The sequence below is a fragment of the Pseudomonas sp. P4_B4 genome (genome assembly GCF_056402255.1).
The window spans coordinates 180860-198867 of the sequence record NZ_JBFUHS010000016.1 but is presented as its reverse complement, the minus strand read 5'-3'; the positions used below and the strand labels follow the sequence as shown (position 1 = coordinate 198867).

Below are 18008 nucleotides of genomic sequence, written 5' to 3'. Positions count from 1 at the left end.
TCGCTTCAGGCCCTTCGCCGTTTTTGCACCGAGGACATGACCATGGCCGATCCACTGGACAAAGCTACATCAAAGGCTCCCTCCACGCTGGGCGAGGGTTGCCTGAGCCGCTACGACCCGGATGACATGGGGCCTGAAACCGGTACGGAGTTTCCTGATGCCGCGCAGTTGTGGGAGCAGTTGCAGCAAGAGCCCGAAGACAAGCCTAAGCCTGCTTGAGTTTCATCAATTTCGTTAGCAGCGGGCGGCCCAGCATCAGTAAAAACACCGGCCCACCGCACGCCAAATCAGAATTGCCGCGAGCAGGCCGACGAGCAACAGCAGTCCGCGACTCATGCGGCACGGCCCATTCGGTCGTTTTGCGGCGCCAGCCAGTGGGCCTTGGTCATTGGCACCCGTCCGTTGTCGAGCAGGCGTTCGAGGGTTTGTAGCCAGTATCGACGCGAGAACTCATGGCGCATGTCCACCGGGTGCAGGCCCAGGCGAATCACCGGGGCGTGTTGCCAGCGTTGTTCACGCCGGTCGCTGACGAGCTTCGATACACCTCGGCGCCAGGCACTGCGCGCACTCCAGATCAGCCCCGGCGCCTCGAACGCGGTGAAATCCGGCAAACGGTATAGATGCTGCGAGTCACTGGTGTAACTCAGTGGCAATTGGCGCAATGCCTGGCGAGTGCCTTGACTCATCAGCCAGGCCGGGGCGACGAACCCCTCCAGCGGCCAGTCATGCCGGTGGAACATCTCGATACCCAAACGCAAGCGGGCGAGGGCGGCTTCCTGCGACAAACGGTAAAACTCGCCTTCGTGGGTGTAGACCCGACGCATGAACCAGTCGCGGGGATTGCTGGTCAGCGGCCCGTCGTCGCAGTGAAAATAGCCATGCAGCGCCAGTTCGTCGCCCCGGGCAACCCTGGCACTGAGCTGGCGGCAAAATTGCGGATGGGCATCCAGATTGTTGTGTTTGTGGAAATCCGGTACCACCAGCCAGGTGATCGGTACGCCACCCAAGGCGTCGACGGCTTTGACGAACGGCTGGTAATCGGCCCAGGTTGGCGGTGCCACGTCGTGCAGTACCAGCAGTAAAGCGGGACTGTTCATGGGCTCAACCATTAGCTGTCAGCGGCCATTGGCTGCCGAGCACGGCGTGGTAGTGGCGCAACAAGCTGTTGACCACCGTATCCCAGGCGTAATGCCGTTCGACATGCAATCGCGCTTGTTGGCCCAAGGCTACGCTACCTGACCCGAACAGTTCTCGAACGGCGGTGGCCATCGCGGCGGGATTGTTCGGTGCGCAGAGCACGCCGCAGTCGTCGGTGACGATTTCCTCGAAGGCCCCGGCCGCCACGGCCACCACCGGTATACCGCTGGCCATGGCTTCGAGTAACACCAGGCCGAAGGTTTCCTGATCACCGGCGTGCAACAGTGCATCGGCACTGGCCATCAGGCGGGCAACTTGTACGGCCGGGCAGAACTCGTCGATCACGGTCACGTTAGACGGCACGGCCGTGGGCATCGACGAGCCAACCAACAGCAGGTGATAGCGTCGGCCCAGGCGTTTCATGCACTCGAGCAGCACCGGCAGGTTTTTTTCCATGGAACCGCGCCCGGCGAAGATCAGCAACCGGGTGTTTTCGTCCAGGCCCAACTCGGCCCGCAGCCCGGGGTCTCTGGCATCGGGATTGAAGGTTTGCAGGTCGACGCCCAACGGTTGCACAAACACATTCCTGACCCCAAGCCCGGTGAGCTTGTCGGCCATGACCCGACTGGGCGCCAGGACCCGGTCGAAGTTGCCATAGAGCTTGCTGACATAGGCCTCGACATTGTTGGTCACCCAATGGCCCATGCGGTTGCTGACCAGCAGCGGCAGGTCCGAGTGATAGAAGCCGATGACCGGTACATCGAGTTGCCGCCGTGCATCCAGCGCCGCCCATGCGGTGAGATAGGGGTCGCCGACTTCGATCAGATCGGGTTGCAAGTCTTGCAGGACATTGCGCCAGGGCGCGAGACGCAGAGGGAAGCGATAGCCCTTGCCGAAGGGCAGGGCAGGGGCCGGAACGGTGAAGATGCCATCTTGCTCACTCAACGACGATCCGGGGATCAGCAAGCTGTGGCGAATGCCCGGCTTGATGCCCAGGCGACGGTGCTTCGCATCCAGATAAGTGCGCACGCCACCGCTGGCAGGGGCGTAGAACATGGTGATGTCAGCGATATGCACGATGAACGATCCTCCGGTCCTGGTACTCCTTTGGTTGACCTATATGAAGGATAGATGTTCGGTTGGGGGTTGTGCGGGTGGGGGCGTCAGCGGGGTCTTGTAGTGTTTGGCAGGCCGCTATCGCGAGCAGGCTCGCGATGGGGCCAGTTCAGGCGCTAGATACGGAAACTGCCTACCAACTGCTTCAACCGTGCCGCCTGCTGCTCAAGGTCCGAACACGCGCGCAAGGTCGATTGCAGGTTTTCCACACCTTCCTGGTTCAGCGTGTTGATCTCGGTGATGTCGACGTTGATCGACTCCACCACGGCGGTCTGTTCCTCGGTCGCGGTAGCCACCGACTGGTTCATACCGTCGATTTCACCGATACGCAGCGTCACGCTGTTCAGGCGTTCACCCGCGAGGTTGGCGATTTCCACGCTGTCCTGGCTGTGGCGCTGGCTGTCGCTCATGGTGCTGACCGATTCCCGGGCGCCGACCTGCAGCTCCTCGATCATGGTTTGCACCTGTTGCGCCGATTCCTGCGTGCGGTGTGCCAGGTTGCGCACCTCGTCCGCCACTACGGCAAATCCACGACCGGCCTCACCGGCGCGGGCGGCCTCAATCGCGGCATTGAGCGCCAGCAAGTTGGTTTGCTGGGAAATGCTGGTGATCACTTCGAGAATCTGCCCGATGTTCACCGTTTTGCTGTTCAGCGATTCGATATTGGAGCTCGAAGCAATGAGCATGTTCGACAGTTGATTCATCGCCACGATGCTGCGGTCCACCACTTGCTGGCCGTCCTCGGCCAGGCTGCGGGCATCGCTGGCCTGGCTCGAAGCCTGCGCGGCGTTACGGGCAATTTCCTGGGCGGCGGCGCCGAGCTGGTTGATGGCGGCCGCGACGCTGTTGGTGCGCGAGGCTTGCTGGTCGGAGTTGAACATCGACGAGTTGGACGCGGCCACCACGCGCAATGCCACTTCGTTGACTTGCCCGGTGGCCGAGGACACTTCGCGGATCGAGCCGTGAATACGCTCGACGAAACGGTTGAACGCGGTGCCGAGGGTGCCGAACTCGTCATTGTTCTGGATGGTCAGGCGCTTGGTCAGGTCGCCTTCGCCGTCGGCGATGTCGGCCATGGCGCGTGTCATGACGTGCAACGGCTGGATCAGGATGCGAATCAGCATGCCGAGCAGGGCGATGATGATGGCCACGGCAATGATGGTCGCAACGACAGCCGAGGTGCGGAATTCGCTGAGCATCGAGTAGGCTTTTTCCTTGTCGACCGACAGACCGATGTACCAGTTGACCGACGACAAGCCTTTGATCGGGGTGAAGGTCACGATGCGGGTTTTGCCGTCGACCTGGATTTCGCTCATTGCGCTGCTGATGGCCGGCGTGTCTTGCGGGTAGACATCCTTGAGCGTCTTCATTGCCAGCGTTTTGTCGGGATGTACCAGGATCTTGCCGTCGGAACTGACCAGGAAGGCATAACCGATGCCGTTGAAATCCAGCGTGCCAAGGCTGTCGGCGATCACCTGCAAACTCAGGTCGCCACCGACCACGCCGATGTTCTGGCCGTCCTTGATAACGCTGTCGACAATGGAAATCACCAGTTGGCCGGAGGCCAGATCAATATATGGCTCGGTCAATGCCGAACCGCTGCTGCCTTGTGCGCTCTTGTACCAAGGGCGTGCACGCGGGTCATAGCCATCGGGCATCTTGCTGTCCGGGCGAATGATGAAAGAGCCATCCTTGTTGCCGAGGTAGGCGCCCATGAAGGTCGAGGTCACGGCTTTTTGTACAAGCAACCTGGAAACGTTGTCGGCATCGGGATTGAGCGCGACAGTTTGTGACAGGTTTTCAATCAGCAGGCTGCGCCCGTTCAACCAGGTCTGGATATTGTTGGCGGTCACTGCGCCCATTTCCTGCAGATAATTTTCCAGGTCTTTGCGGATGGCGTTGCGCTGCAAATAGTCGTTGTACAGCGTGAAGGAGGCGAAGGCGGCAATCACAATGAGGGCGGCGGCCAGCAGGATCTTATGGCTGAAACGCAGATTTTTGTTCATGGCTTGGGGTTCCACTAAGGTCTTAATGTCCAGCGCGTGCTTTTATAAAGGGACGCACGACGGGCAAGGTTGAAAGCAAGTGAATTTTCCGACTCTCCTTAGGGAAATTTCCGACCAGATCGTGTCTGACTGCTTTGTCAGTTATCTCTATCGGCCGTGTAGGGCCAAAGATTAATCATGGGTGACCAAATGCCTGACTCATTGCAACTCGTTATCGGCGCCGATCTCGAAGGGCAGCCGATTGCCCAGGCCATGCGCCTGGCGAACCGCCACGGTTTGATCGCGGGCGCGACTGGCACCGGCAAGACCGTCACGTTGCAAAGAATGGCCGAAGCCTTCAGCGATGCCGGCGTGGCGGTGTTCGCCGCCGACATCAAGGGGGACCTGTGCGGTCTCGGTGCCGCCGGCAACCCCCAGGGCAAGATCGCCGAGCGGATTGCCGGGATGCCCTGGCTCAACCACAAGCCTCAGGCTTATCCGGTGACGTTGTGGGACGTACACGGTCAGTCCGGTCATCCTTTACGCACGACCTTGAGTGAAATGGGGCCGCTGCTGCTGGGCAGCCTGCTGGAGCTGACCGACAGTCAGCAGTCGGCGCTGTACGCCGCGTTCAAGGTGGCGGACCGCGAAGGCCTGTTGTTGCTCGATCTCAAGGATCTGAAGGCGTTGCTCAATCACCTGCGGGACAACCCCCAGTTGCTGGGCGACGATGCGGCATTGATGACCACCGGCTCCAGCCAGGCATTGCTGCGACGACTGGCAACCCTGGAGCAACAGGGCGCCGAAGCCCTGTTTGGCGAGCCGGCGCTGCAACTCGAAGACATCCTTCAACCCACCGCGGAGGGCCGTGGGCGCATTCATTTGCTGGATGCCAGCCGCCTGGTGCATGAAGCGCCGAAAGTCTACGCGACGTTCCTGCTGTGGCTGCTGGCCGAGCTGTTCGAGCAGTTGCCGGAGCGTGGCGATGCTGACAAACCGTTACTGGCGCTGTTTTTCGACGAGGCTCACTTGTTGTTCAACGGTACGCCCCAGGCATTGCGTGATCGTCTGGAGCAAGTCGTGAGGCTGATTCGTTCGAAAGGCGTGGGCGTGTATTTCGTCACCCAGTCACCGGGTGACCTGCCGGATGATGTGCTGGCGCAGTTGGGCTTGCGCATCCAGCACGGTCTGCGTGCGTTCACCGCCAAGGAGCAGAAGTCCCTGCGCGCAGTGGCCGAAGGTTTCCGACCGAATCCTGCGTTCGATGCGTTGTCAGTGTTGACCGAGCTCGGGATCGGTGAGGCGCTGGTTGGCACCCTGCAGGAAAAGGGCACGCCGGAAATGGTCCAGCGGGTGCTGGTGGCACCGCCGCAATCGCGGATCGGGCCTTTGACCGACGCCGAGCGCACGGCGCTGATTGCCGGTTCGCCGTTGCAGGGGCGTTATGACAAGCCGATTGACCGTGAATCGGCCTATGAGGTGCTGATGGGGCGCAAGGGGTTGGCACCTGAGCCCGAAGCGGAGCAGGGCAAACAGGAACCGAGCTTCACCGAGCAGGCGGGAGAGTTCCTCGGCACAGCGGCAGGGAAGGCGCTGAAATCGGCGATGCAACAGGCGGCGAACCAGATTGGCCGACAGTTGGTGCGCGGCTTGATGGGCTCGTTGCTGGGCAGCAAAAAACGCCGGTAGCGAGTGGACACAATTTAACTGTGGGAGCGAGCCTGCTCGCGATGGCGTCGCATCATTCAACTTATGCATTGAATGTTGCATGGCAATCGCGAGCAAGCTCGCTCCCACATTGGATTTGTATCAGGTCCTGGATTTGGCGTGCGCCGCCAGTCGCTCCAGCGCTGCCCGCAAATTCGGGTCGCTGATGCCATCGGCCGTGGCCTGAATGGTCGCTGCCGCGTCGTTGGACAAATCCATGGTATGCCCGGCCGCACCTTGCTGAACGGTCGGCGGTTGAACTTTGAACAGAATCCGGGTCAGATTGGCGAACTCATCGAACATCTGCAGTTGCCGTAGCAGGCGCTTCTGCTGGTAACGCAGGCGGGTTGCCCAATGTCCGTCGGTGACAATCAGCAACAAACTGCCTTCGCGCCAGGAAGCCACGTGGCAATGCTCGCGAGCGGCGGGTTGCAATTGGCTTTCGAGCAAACGTTGCAGATGACCCAGGCGTTGAGCGTGGCCGAGAATGGCCTTCAGCGGCTTGGCTTCGCGTAGTAGAACGGCAGGTACTTTGGCCGTAAGTGGGCGAAATGCCATGATCAGACACCTGAAGTAACAGAGGCGCCATGGTAGCAGAAAGCGCCGGATGCACCCGCCCATTGCTTTTGTGGGTGCTTTGCCCATTAAATCAACAACTAACTTCTGCCTTGAACGGCTTGAAGTTGAGCAAAACGCCCTTATTTTAAGTGAGCCCCGTCAAAGCGTTGTGCCAGCATCGTGGAATATCGCCACTTTCCTCTCCATCGTTTCCGGGTAGAATGCTCGTTCGCATGCGGCCATGAGGGCTGCACGGGCGACTCACGGGGCCGCCCTCCATCCCTTTAGTGTGGAAGATCCTGCCGATATGTTTGCGCCTTTGTTAAAGAAACTTTTTGGAAGCAAGAACGAGCGTGAAGTCAAACGCATGCTCAAGACGGTGCAACTCGTCAATGCCTTCGAAGAGCAAATGGTGGCCCTTTCGGACGATCAATTGCGTGCCAAGACCAGCGAGTTCAAGGCCCGCATCGCCAAAGGGGAATCCCTCGACAAACTGCTGCCAGAAGCCTTTGCGGTCGCCCGCGAAGCCGGCAAGCGTGTCATGGGCATGCGCCACTTCGATGTCCAGCTGATCGGCGGCATGACCTTGCATGAAGGCATGATCGCGGAAATGCGTACCGGTGAAGGCAAGACCCTGGTGGCAACACTGGGCGTTTACCTCAACGCGCTGTCCGGCAACGGCGTGCACGTTGTGACGGTGAACGACTACCTGGCCCGCCGTGACGCCAACTGGATGCGCCCGCTGTATGAATTCCTCGGCATGACGGTCGGCGTTGTCACGCCGTTCCAGCCGCCGGAAGAGAAGCGCGCTGCCTACGCCGCCGACATCACCTACGGCACCAACAACGAATTCGGTTTCGATTATCTGCGCGACAACATGGCGTTCAGCATGGAAGAAAAATTCCAGCGCGAACTCAATTTTGCCGTGATCGACGAAGTCGACTCCATCCTCATCGACGAAGCCCGCACGCCGCTGATCATCTCCGGTCAGGCCGAGGACAGCTCCAAGCTGTACATCGAGGTCAACAAGCTGATCCCGACGCTTGAGTTGCACATCGAAGAAGTGGAAGGCGAAGTCACCAAGGCCGGCCACTACACCGTTGACGAGAAGACCCGCCAGGTCGAACTCAACGAAGCCGGTCACCAGTTCGTCGAAGAAACGCTGACCCGCATAGGCCTGCTGGCTGAAGGCGAGAGCCTGTATTCGGCGCATAACCTGAGCCTGCTGACTCACGTTTACGCCGGCCTGCGCGCGCACAAGCTGTTCCATCGCAACGTCGAATACATCGTGCAGGACGGTCAGGTGGTACTGGTCGACGAGCACACCGGCCGTACCATGCCGGGTCGCCGTTTGTCCGAAGGCCTGCACCAGGCCATCGAAGCCAAGGAAAACCTGAACATTCAGGCCGAAAGCCAGACGCTGGCGTCGACCACCTTCCAGAACTACTTCCGTCTGTACAACAAGTTGTCCGGCATGACCGGTACGGCCGACACCGAAGCGTTCGAGTTCCACCAGATCTATGGCCTGCAGGTCATGGTGATTCCACCGAACAAGCCGCTGGCCCGTAAAGACTACAACGACCTGGTGTTCCTGACTGCCGACGAGAAATACGCGGCAATCGTGGCTGACATCAAGGAAAGCATGGCCGCAGGCCGTCCGGTTCTGGTCGGTACCGCCACCATCGAAACCTCCGAGCACATGTCCAGCCTGCTCGTGAAGGAAGGCATCGAACACAAGGTTCTGAACGCCAAGTTCCACGAAAAAGAAGCCGAGATCATTGCCCAGGCCGGTCGCCCGGGCGCACTGACCATCGCCACCAACATGGCCGGTCGTGGTACCGACATCCTGTTGGGCGGTAACTGGGAAGTGGAAGTGGCTTCCCTGGAAAACCCGACCCCTGAGCAGATTGCCCAGATCAAGGCCGACTGGCAGAAGCGTCACCAGCAAGTGCTCGAATCGGGCGGTTTGCAGGTGATTGCCTCCGAGCGTCATGAATCGCGCCGTATCGACAACCAGTTGCGTGGTCGTGCCGGTCGTCAGGGCGACGCCGGTTCCAGCCGCTTCTACCTGTCGCTGGAAGACAGCCTGATGCGCATCTTCGCCTCTGACCGGGTGAAGAACTTCATGAAAGCCCTGGGCATGCAGCCTGGCGAAGCGATTGAGCACCGCATGGTGACCAACGCCATCGAAAAGGCTCAGCGCAAGGTTGAAGGCCGCAACTTCGACATTCGCAAGCAACTGCTCGAGTTCGACGACGTCAACAACGAACAGCGTAAAGTGATCTATCACATGCGTAACACGTTGCTGGCCGCCGACAACATCGGTGAGACCATCGCTGACTTCCGTCAGGATGTGCTCGACGCCACAGTCAGCGCACACATTCCTCCGCAATCGCTGCCTGAGCAGTGGGACGTGGCCGGTCTGGAAGCTGCATTGCAGAGCGATTTCGGTGTGACGCTGCCTATTCAGCAATGGCTCGACGAAGACGATCACCTGTACGAAGAAACCCTGCGCGAGAAGCTGATGCAGGAACTCATTGCCGCGTACAACGAGAAAGAAGACCAGGCGGGCGCCGAAGCGCTGCGCACCTTCGAGAAACAAATCGTTCTGCGCGTGCTGGACGACCTGTGGAAAGACCACCTGTCGACCATGGACCACCTGCGCCACGGTATCCACTTGCGTGGTTATGCCCAGAAGAACCCGAAGCAGGAATACAAGCGCGAGTCGTTCACCCTGTTCTCCGAGTTGCTGGATTCGATCAAGCGCGATTCGATCCGTGTGCTGTCCCACGTTCAGGTTCGTCGCGAAGATCCGATCGAAGAAGAGCAGCGCCTGCGTCAGGAAGCCGAGGCATTGGCCGCTCGCATGCAGTTCCTGCATGAAGAGGCTCCGGGCCTTGAGCAACCGGAAGTGCTGGGCGAAGAGGTCGATGTTGCCCTCGCTGCTGCGCCGGTTCGCAACGAGCAGAAGCTGGGTCGCAACGAGCTGTGCTACTGCGGTTCGGGCAAGAAGTTCAAGCATTGCCACGGGCAGATTCAGTAAACCCGTTTCAAACGCTGAAATACCTGCGCCGCGACCGGCTTCTGCCGTCGCGGCGTTTTACCATTCGAACCACCGTTCTGCTGAAACGGTGCTGACATCATTTATAAAGGAGCGCATTCATGGCTGTTGGTCTTGGTCCTTTGCCAACGTTGCACCCGGTTGCCGGTTTTGAACTCGGTATCGCCTCGGCCGGCATCAAGCGCCCGGGGCGCAAGGATGTTGTGGTTATGCGCTGTGTTGAAGGCTCCACGGTTGCCGGCGTGTTCACCTTGAACGCCTTTTGCGCCGCGCCGGTGATCCTGGCCAAGCAACGCGTGCAAGGTGCTGTGCGTTACCTGCTGACCAACACCGGCAATGCCAACGCCGGCACCGGCGAGCCAGGCCTGGCCGCGGCCGAGCGCACTTGCGCGAAACTGGCCGAGTTGACCGGCGTCGATGCCAGCCAGGTGCTGCCGTACTCCACCGGCGTGATCGGCGAGCCGCTGCCGGTCGAGAAAATCGAAGGCGCGCTGCAAGCGGCCCTCGACGACCTGTCGATCCACAACTGGGAAGCTGCCGCCACCGGCATCATGACCACCGACACCCTGCCAAAAGGTGCCAGCCGTCAGTTCCAGCACGATGGTGTGACCATCACCGTTACCGGTATCAGCAAAGGCGCCGGCATGATTCGCCCGAACATGGCGACCATGCTCGGCTACATCGCCACCGACGCCAAAGTCTCCCGCGACGTGCTGCAAAACCTGATGCTGGACGGCGCCAACAAGTCGTTCAACCGCATCACCATCGATGGCGATACGTCGACCAACGACTGCTGCATGCTGATCGCCACCGGTCAGGCGGCGTTGCCGGAAATCACCCGTGCCGAAGGCGAGTTGTTCGCCAAGTTGAAGCAAGCGGTGTTCGAAGTGTGCATGGACGTGGCCCAGGCCATCGTTCGCGATGGCGAAGGCGCGACCAAATTCGTCACCGTTGAAGTCAACGGCGGCGGCAACCACCAGGAATGCCTGGACGTCGGTTACACCGTGGCTCACTCGCCGCTGATCAAGACCGCGCTGTTCGCTTCTGATCCGAACTGGGGCCGTATCCTGGCGGCCGTCGGCCGTGCCGGTGTACCGAACCTGGACGTGAGCAAGATCGACGTATTCCTCGGCGATGTGTGCATTGCCAGCCGTGGCGCGCGCGCGGCGACCTACACCGAAGCCCAGGGCGCGGCGGTGATGCAGCAGGAAGAAATCACCATCCGTATCGAGTTGGGTCGTGGCGATTGCAGCGAAACCATCTGGACCACCGACCTGTCCCACGAATACGTGAAGATCAACGCCGAGTACCGTACTTAATACACGGTTCAAGACCGAGTCGTCCCATTCGCGAGCAAGCCCGCTCCCACAGGAGAACTTCAGTGAACACAATATGTGCGTACTGCCCGATCAACTGTGGGAGCGGGCTTGCTCGCGAAGGCTGACGACCAGACGCTAGATATTCTGGCTTGTTACCCTGACGAGAAGGCACCCCGAACATGAGCCTGCACCTGATCATCGGCGACAAACTGCATTCCTCCTGGTCCTTGCGCGGGGCTCTGGCCCTCGATCTGGCTGGTGCCTCCTACACCGAAGAACTGATCAAGCTGAACCAGCCGGACACCCGTGAGCGTCTGCTCAAGCATTCGCCGACCGGCAAGGTCCCGCTGCTGAAAACCGGGCACGGCACCATCGCCGACTCCTTGGCGATTGCCGAGTACCTGGCAGAACAGTTTCCCGACGCGAACCTGTGGCCCAAAGACACTGCCGCCCGTGCCCAGGCGCGTTCGGCGTGCGCGCAAATGCACAGTGGCTTTTTCGCCATGCGCGGCAACATGCCGTTCGATCTGAGCCATGACGCAGCGCTGTCGCCGGTCCCGGCCGATGTCCAGGCGGACATCGAGCGCATGTCAGCGCTGTGGGCCGAGTGCCGTGCCGCTGCGACCGAGAGCGGTCCGTACTTGTTTGGCCGCATCACGTTGGCCGACGCGTTTTTTGCACCCATCGCCGTGCGCCTGCGCACCTATCGGGTGAAACTGTCCGCGGCTGACGAAGCCTATGTTGAAACCCTCTACCAATGGCCGGCGTTCAAGGCCTGGCAGAAGGCTGGACTGGAGGAGTTGCAAAGGTGAAACGAGTCCATGTCGCCGCCGCCGTCATCCGCGATGGCAGTGGCCAAATCCTGATCGCCCGTCGTGCCGACTCACAGCACCAGGGTGGCCTGTGGGAGTTTCCAGGCGGCAAGGTCGAGGCCGACGAGTCGGTCGAAACTGCGCTGTCCCGCGAACTCCATGAAGAGCTGGGCATCGTGGTCGGCGCGGCGCGCCCGCTGATCAAGGTCCGGCACGATTACCCGGACAAGCAGGTGTTGCTGGATGTCTGGGAAGTCTCGGCGTTTACCGGCGAACCCCACGGCGCCGAAGGCCAACCGCTGGCTTGGGTGTCTCCCCGCGACCTGTCGGATTACGAGTTCCCGACGGCCAATCAGCCGATCGTCGCGGCCGCGAAATTACCCGCTCAGTACCTGATCACGCCGGAAGATCTGGAAACCCCTGCGTTGCTGCGTGGTATTCAGAAGGCCATTGCCGGCGGCATCAAGCTGATTCAGTTGCGCGCACCGAACGGTTACGACCCGAAGTATCGCGACCTGGCAGTGGATGCTGTGGGGCTGTGTGCCGGCAAGGCGCAATTGATGATCAAGGGGCCGTTCGAATGGCTGGGCGACTTCCCGTCCGCCGGTTGGCACATTACCTCGGCGCAGCTGCGCAAATACGCAGCGGCAGGGCGACCGCTACCAGCATCGCGCTGGCTGGCTGCGTCGTGCCATAACGCTGAAGAGCTGGCGCTGGCCGAACAGATGGGGGTGGATTTCGTGACCCTGTCGCCGGTTCAACCTACCCTGACTCACCCAGGCGCCGAGCCGTTGGGTTGGGAGCAGGCGTCGAGCTTGATCGAAGGGTTCAGCAAGCCGGTGTTCCTGCTCGGTGGTGTTGGCCCGGCTGAGGTCGAGAAAGCCTGGGCGGCGGGTGCGCAGGGGGTAGCGGGGATTCGGGCGTTTTGGCCTGAGGCCTGATTTTGTAGCGTTCCTGCTGGCCTCTTCGCGATCCGGCTTGCTCGCGAAGGGGCCCTGAGAGGCGCCGACTAAACCTCAGGTTTCGCAGCCGGCTGCCATAGAATCTCCGCCACTCCCTGACGCTTGGCAATCAGCCGTGCTACCACAAACAGCAAATCCGACAACCGATTGATGTACGCCAGGCCAACCCCAGCCAACGGCTCAATCGCATTGAGCTGCTGACACCGCCGCTCTGCGCTGCGCGCCAGGCTGCGGCAGACATGAGCCTGGGCAATCAGCGTCGAGCCGCCAGGCAAGATGAAGTTTTCCAGCGGCCCCAACTCTTCATTCCACACATCGATCGCCGCTTCCAGGCGTTCGATTTCCGCTGCATTCAACGCCTGATACACCGGCATCGCCAATTCGCCACCCAGATCAAATAACCGATGCTGGCAGGGAGCCAATACCTCGATCACTTCGTTCAAGCCTGGAAACCGAGCGGTTTCCGCCTCCAACCCGGCCAGAAGCACCCCAACCTGGCTGTTCAGCGTATCGACCTCACCGATTGCTTCAATGCGCGGGTGATCCTTGGGGACGCGACGGCCATCGCCCAGCCCGGTTTCGCCTTTGTCGCCAGTGCGGGTGTAAATCTTCGACAAACGAAAGCCCATGGTTACCTCGATAGCAGATTGAGTTGTTGCGAAACGGGCGGCGTGGTCGCCAGGGGCAGGCGCAAGGTGAAGCAAGTGCCTTGGCCCAGGGTCGATTGCACTTCCATCTGGCCCTTGTGGTTATTGGTGATGATGAAGTACGACACCGACAGCCCAAGTCCGGTGCCCTGGCCGATTTCCTTGGTGGTGAAAAACGGCTCGAAGGTGCGTTTGCGCACGCTTTCGCTCATGCCGATGCCGTTGTCCTCGACCTGAATTTCCGCCCACGGCGGATTCAGCCTGGTGCGCAGAATGATCCGCCCCGGCTCGCTGTCGTCTTCGCGCTGGTGAATGGCTTGCGCGGCGTTTTTCAACAGGTTGAGCAGCACTTGCTCCAGTTCGTTGGCGGTGCCGGGGACCGGTCCCAGCGCCGGATCGAACTGGCGAAGGATGGCCTGGCCCTTGAAGTCGAAGCCGATCGCCAAGTCGAAATCGTTACCGGCGATCTCCACCGCTTGGTCGATCAGGGCAGGCAGATCGCAGGGAGCCATCTGCCGGGTGCTGCGGCGGCTGAAACTGAGCATGTGGGTGACGATTTTCGCCGCCCGGGCACCGGCCTGCTGGATGCCGTCGAGCAACTGCGGCACTTCACGCACTTGCAGATACTGATTGACCATCGCCAATTCGATGCCGGCCTGTTCGGCCACTTCGAGGTTCTTCGGCAAATCGGGCGACAGGCGTCGGCGAATGTTTTGCACGTTGTGCAGGATCGCGCCCAGCGGGTTGTTGATCTCGTGGGCCATGCCGGCGGCCAGGCCACCCACCGAAAGCATTTTCTCCGACTGCACCATCATCTCTTCCAGGGATAGGCGCTGGGTGATGTCGTCGATCCGGATCACCACGCCACGCCCGGCACCGCCCATCAGCGGATAGAAAGTCAGGGCGTAATGGCGGGGGTCGTCGTCCTTGAGCCAGGTGACACGTTCGATTTTGGCCACCGTATGCTGCTCGACCGTTTCCTTGAGTTGCGGCAAAAACGGTTTGAGCGGTTCGAAGGCGAGGAAGATGGGCTGGTTCAGGGCTTCATCGAGGCGCGTGCCGGATAGGGCGCTGGCTTCCTGGTTCCATTGTGTTACGTAGAGCTGTTCGTCGAGGGCGATCAGCGCCGACGGCATGGAGTCGATGATGCTGTTGAGGTAGTTCTGGAAACCGGTGAGCTTTTTCTCGATCTTGCTGCGCACCTGGACTTCGAGCTCCAGTTTACGGTTGGTATGGCGGGTTTCCTCTGCCAGTCCCTGGGCCTGGTCGTAGGCTGCCTGGGAGTCGTCCCTGGCCCGCTTGAGTTGCTGCTCCCTGGCCTCGATCCGCGAGAGCATGGTGTTGAACGCCTCGGCGAGGCTGCCGATTTCATCGTGGTTTCCTCGCGAAGCGCGCAGTGCGTAGTTTTCTTCACGGGTTACCTGCCGGGACAACTCCTCGAGTTGGTGGATCGGCCGGGTAATCAGGCGCTTGATCTGGCGGGCAATGATCAGCCACAGCAGCACGCTGAAGATCAGAATCCCCAGGCTCGCCGTCAGGGTCCCGGTGTAGAACGCCACTGGCAATTCGCTCGTGGCCACCAACAGTAAGTGTCCTGGTGCCGCACCGGAGCGGGGCAGGGGGATGACTTGGTTGGTACGAAACTCGGTGGCCTGCCAGTCTTCGATATGCCGGAAACGCTTCGGCAGCTCCAGGTTGTCGCCATGCTGCAATTGCGCCAATCGCTCGCCCTTTGCGTCATACAGGGCCGCCGCGCGCAACGGCGAATAGCTGTTGAGTTCATTCAGCAGGCGCTCGGCGTTTTGCGGTGACTCCAGGGCTTCGGAGGCCAGGCTCGGGTTGGATACCAGCCGGCCGATGGTCTGCAGGGCCTGGGGCGCCATGCTTTCCTGGGAGATGTAGTAGGCGGCGCTGATAAAGGTCAGGTTGGCAACCAGCAGGACGGTGACCATCAGTACCAGCAGGGCGGCCAGCAGTTTCTGGCCGACGGGCAGGTTTTCAAGGCGCTGGCGCAATGGCATTGGATTCATCGCAAACAAGGAACAAGTGGCCAGCGTAGCCGCTGCTCAGTCGCTGGGCAATCCAAGGCTTTGCAGGCGGGCGATCAACCTTGCCTCAAGTTGATTGAGGTGAGGCAGGTTCAGTTGATGGCGCTCGGCCACTTTGCAGGCGTAACCCAGCAGGTAGCTGATTTCCGTGCGGCGCTGGCTCGTGACGTCCTGATGCATCGAGGAGTAGTTGGCTGCGGTGGCGTGAATCACCCGTTCGACTTCCTGCGGCAGGTTTTCGGCTGCTGCCGGCTGACCACAACGCTCAAGCAACTCCACCAGTTCACCGCACAGGGTGGCGACTTCGCAGTGATGTTGCTGCAAACCACCGTTGCGGCAATCGTGCAGCACCGTCAGCGGATTGATCGCACAATTAAGGGCGAGTTTGCGCCACAGTCTGGTCAGGATTTCGGTGCTCCACTCATGTGGGATGCCGGCAGCGCTCAGGTCATCGAGCCAGATCGGCGCGACCGGATGGCTCGCGTCCCCCAGCCAGGTGAAGCCATGACCGGCAAACACCACGCGCCAATCACCATCGCGGAAAGCGCCTTCGGTGCTCGAGGCATAGATGCAGCGTGCCTGGGGGATCTGTGCGGCCACCGCGTCCTGACTGCCCAGGCCATTTTGCAGCAGGATCAGTTCGGCGCCTGGGGCCAGGCGTGGCGCCAGTCGGGCCACCGCACTTTCGGTATCGTAGGCTTTGCACGCCACCAGCAGGCGGTTGATCGGTTGGGGGCTGTCGGCTGTCTCGGCGGGCACAGCATAGTGTCGCGCCTCGCCGTGTTCAACCAGGGTCAATCCACCGGCCGCCTCATAGGCCTGCAGTCTCGCGGTGTCCCGCAGGATCAGACTGACCGGCACTCCAGCCCGTGCCAGACGTGTCGCCCATAAAGTGCCGAGGCTGCCGGCGCCCAGTACATGCCAGGTGGTAGACATCAGCTTTTTGCTCTGTTTAAGGCGTGCATCGGCAGCTCACAGTGAATGATGGGAAAGACCCGTTATAATCAGCGCGGATTTTAACCGCAAGCCAGGCGTGCTCCATCAGTGCGCCTTTAAATTTGGAGAGATTACATGCCGTCGTTCGACGTGGTATCCGAACTGGACAAACACGAAGTCACCAACGCGGTCGAGAACGCCGTCAAGGAACTCGATCGTCGTTATGACCTGAAAGGCAAAGGCAGCTTCGAGTTCAAGGAAAAAGACCTGACCGTCAACCTGACCGCGGAAGCGGATTTCCAGCTCGAAGCAATGATTGAGATCCTCAAGCTGGCGCTGGTCAAGCGCAAAATCGACGTGCAGTGCCTTGAAGTCAAGGACGCGTTCGCGTCGGGCAAGCTGATGAAGCAGGAAGCCGTCCTCAAGGAAGGTATCGACAAGGAACTGGCGAAGAAAATCGTCGCTCACGTCAAAGACGCCAAGCTCAAGGTCCAGGCGGCCATTCAGGGCGAGCAGGTTCGTATTACCGGCAAAAAGCGTGATGACCTGCAAGAAGCCATTGCAGTGCTGCGGGCCAAGGAATTCGGTATGCCGCTGCAGTTCAACAACTTCCGCGACTGACCTTTAAAGCGGGAACCTCTTGGCGTTTGCGACGTCGGAGGCCCAAGCAACGGCAGAAACGATTGAGCCCGTCGCGGTTCAATCTTTCTGCCGCTTTTTTACGCATGCCGGGTAGCCGGAAAACAGGAGTAAGCAGATGGACTTAAATGCTGAGGTAGACAACCTGGTCAAGGTATCCCAAACCTGGATCCCGATGATCATGGAATACGGCAGTCGTGTACTGCTGGCGGTCATCACCCTGGCCATCGGCTGGTGGCTGATCAACAAAGTCACGAAAAAACTCGGCGGCCTGATTGCATTGCGTAATGCCGACCTGGCGCTGCAAGGCTTTATCAGCAGCCTGGCGAACATCATCCTCAAGATCCTGCTGATCGTCAGTGTGGCCTCGATGATCGGTGTGGAAACCACTTCGTTTGTGGCAGCGATTGGTGCGGCTGGCCTGGCCATTGGCCTGGCCTTGCAGGGCAGCCTGGCGAACTTCGCCGGTGGCGTGCTGATTTTGCTGTTCCGTCCGTTTCGTATCGGTGACTGGATCGAGGCTCAGGGTGTCGCCGGTACTGTCGACAGCATCCAGATTTTCCATACCGTACTGCGCACCGGTGACAACAAAACCATCATCGTGCCCAACGGTAATCTGTCGAACGGCATCATCACCAACACCAACCGTCAGCCGACCCGCAAAGTCGTATTTGATGTAGGCGTCGATTACGAAGCGGACTTGCAGAAAGCCCGAGAAGTGTTGCTGGAGTTGGCCAAGGACCCGCGAGTATTGGCAGATCCGGCACCACAGGCAGTTGTTTCTACCCTGGGTGACAGTTCGATCACACTTTCGCTTCGTGTCTGGGTAAAGACTGCCGATTACTGGGACGTGATGTTCATGTTCAACGAACTGTCCCGTGATCGTTTGAGAGAGGCCGGCATCGATATTCCATTTCCACAGCGGGTTATTCGTGTGGTTCAGGAATCTGCTGCGCAGTAATTGGTTTTCTGGTCAATGCCTGACTATTCGGTCAGGCATGTTCTGCATAGATCTGATCGTTTAAACGCACTGTTGACACGCCAACGAAAAAGGCCCATCCGAAGATGGGCCTTTTTTTGA

15 protein-coding genes and 1 pseudogene are annotated in these 18008 nt (G+C 60.1%); 8 read left to right on the top strand and 8 right to left on the bottom strand.

The features are described from left to right. Positions 1-42 precede the first annotated feature (42 nt). Positions 43-219: a hypothetical protein gene (locus AC1DVE_RS18530; protein WP_223459549.1), complete on the top strand. Its 177-nt coding sequence runs from the start codon at positions 43-45 to the stop codon at positions 217-219. A 113-nt stretch (positions 220-332) separates the two neighbouring features. Here AC1DVE_RS18530 and AC1DVE_RS18525 read toward each other — a convergent pair whose 3' ends face one another. From AC1DVE_RS18525 to AC1DVE_RS18510, 4 genes and pseudogenes are all read right to left on the bottom strand, one after another. Continuing rightward, positions 333-1109, bottom strand: a complete 777-nt coding sequence (locus AC1DVE_RS18525) for a DUF2334 domain-containing protein (RefSeq protein WP_223459547.1) — start codon at positions 1107-1109, stop codon at positions 333-335. Next, positions 1102-2214 carry a glycosyltransferase family 4 protein gene (locus AC1DVE_RS18520; RefSeq protein WP_223459545.1) on the bottom strand — a complete coding sequence of 371 codons (1113 nt, stop codon included), beginning with the start codon at positions 2212-2214 and terminating at the stop codon, positions 1102-1104. The genes AC1DVE_RS18525 and AC1DVE_RS18520 overlap by 8 nt, the downstream gene beginning before the upstream one ends. Before the next feature lie 155 nt (positions 2215-2369). Then, positions 2370-3134 carry a methyl-accepting chemotaxis protein gene (locus AC1DVE_RS18515; RefSeq protein ID WP_471897033.1) on the bottom strand — a complete coding sequence of 255 codons (765 nt, stop codon included), beginning with the start codon at positions 3132-3134 and terminating at the stop codon, positions 2370-2372. A 93-nt stretch (positions 3135-3227) separates the two neighbouring features. Beyond that, a pseudogene (locus tag AC1DVE_RS18510) lies at positions 3228-4259 on the bottom strand (HAMP domain-containing protein); the annotation flags it as partial. A gap of 189 nt (positions 4260-4448) precedes the next feature. On the opposite strand from AC1DVE_RS18510, the gene AC1DVE_RS18505 reads away from it, so the two are divergent. Next, positions 4449-5927 carry a helicase HerA-like domain-containing protein gene (locus tag AC1DVE_RS18505; protein WP_223543439.1) on the top strand — a complete coding sequence of 493 codons (1479 nt, stop codon included), beginning with the start codon at positions 4449-4451 and terminating at the stop codon, positions 5925-5927. Positions 5928-6047: 120 nt separating this feature from the next. Here the strand turns inward: AC1DVE_RS18505 and AC1DVE_RS18500 are convergent, their stop codons facing one another. Then, the gene (locus AC1DVE_RS18500; RefSeq protein WP_108228633.1) at positions 6048-6503 is read right to left on the bottom strand and encodes a DUF721 domain-containing protein; all 456 of its coding nucleotides are present in this window, start codon (positions 6501-6503) and stop codon (positions 6048-6050) included. 307 nt (positions 6504-6810) lie between these two features. Between AC1DVE_RS18500 and secA the strand changes: the two genes are divergently transcribed. From secA to AC1DVE_RS18480, 4 genes are all read left to right on the top strand, one after another. After that, positions 6811-9546 carry a preprotein translocase subunit SecA gene (secA, locus tag AC1DVE_RS18495; RefSeq protein WP_223459539.1) on the top strand — a complete coding sequence of 912 codons (2736 nt, stop codon included), beginning with the start codon at positions 6811-6813 and terminating at the stop codon, positions 9544-9546. Positions 9547-9665: 119 nt separating this feature from the next. After that, the gene (gene argJ / locus AC1DVE_RS18490) at positions 9666-10883 is read left to right on the top strand and encodes a bifunctional glutamate N-acetyltransferase/amino-acid acetyltransferase ArgJ (protein WP_090457453.1); all 1218 of its coding nucleotides are present in this window, start codon (positions 9666-9668) and stop codon (positions 10881-10883) included. A 179-nt stretch (positions 10884-11062) separates the two neighbouring features. Continuing rightward, complete coding sequence (locus AC1DVE_RS18485) at positions 11063-11695, top strand: glutathione S-transferase family protein (RefSeq protein WP_223459537.1); 633 nt, start codon at positions 11063-11065, stop codon at positions 11693-11695. After that, positions 11692-12636: a Nudix family hydrolase gene (locus AC1DVE_RS18480; protein ID WP_223459535.1), complete on the top strand. Its 945-nt coding sequence runs from the start codon at positions 11692-11694 to the stop codon at positions 12634-12636. Before AC1DVE_RS18485 ends, AC1DVE_RS18480 begins: the two co-directional genes overlap by 4 nt. Positions 12637-12704: 68 nt before the next feature. Here AC1DVE_RS18480 and AC1DVE_RS18475 read toward each other — a convergent pair whose 3' ends face one another. From AC1DVE_RS18475 to AC1DVE_RS18465, 3 genes are read right to left on the bottom strand one after another with little or no spacing between them, the layout of a single operon-like run. Beyond that, on the bottom strand, positions 12705-13286 hold the full coding sequence (locus tag AC1DVE_RS18475; protein ID WP_223534406.1) for a cob(I)yrinic acid a,c-diamide adenosyltransferase: 582 nt from the start codon (positions 13284-13286) through the stop codon (positions 12705-12707). Between the two features lie 2 nt (positions 13287-13288). Continuing rightward, positions 13289-15325 (bottom strand): sensor histidine kinase, encoded by a 2037-nt coding sequence (locus AC1DVE_RS18470; RefSeq protein ID WP_223459532.1) that lies wholly within the window; start codon positions 15323-15325, stop codon positions 13289-13291. A gap of 45 nt (positions 15326-15370) precedes the next feature. Next, a complete protein-coding gene (locus AC1DVE_RS18465; protein WP_223459531.1) occupies positions 15371-16288 on the bottom strand; it encodes a putative 2-dehydropantoate 2-reductase in 918 nt (305 codons plus the stop codon). A 135-nt stretch (positions 16289-16423) separates the two neighbouring features. Here AC1DVE_RS18465 and AC1DVE_RS18460 point away from each other — a divergent pair, with 135 nt between their 5' ends. Continuing rightward, positions 16424-16909 (top strand): YajQ family cyclic di-GMP-binding protein, encoded by a 486-nt coding sequence (locus AC1DVE_RS18460; protein WP_007977344.1) that lies wholly within the window; start codon positions 16424-16426, stop codon positions 16907-16909. Positions 16910-17045: 136 nt separating this feature from the next. Beyond that, the gene (locus tag AC1DVE_RS18455; RefSeq protein WP_223459529.1) at positions 17046-17888 is read left to right on the top strand and encodes a mechanosensitive ion channel family protein; all 843 of its coding nucleotides are present in this window, start codon (positions 17046-17048) and stop codon (positions 17886-17888) included. Positions 17889-18008: the final 120 nt, after the last annotated feature.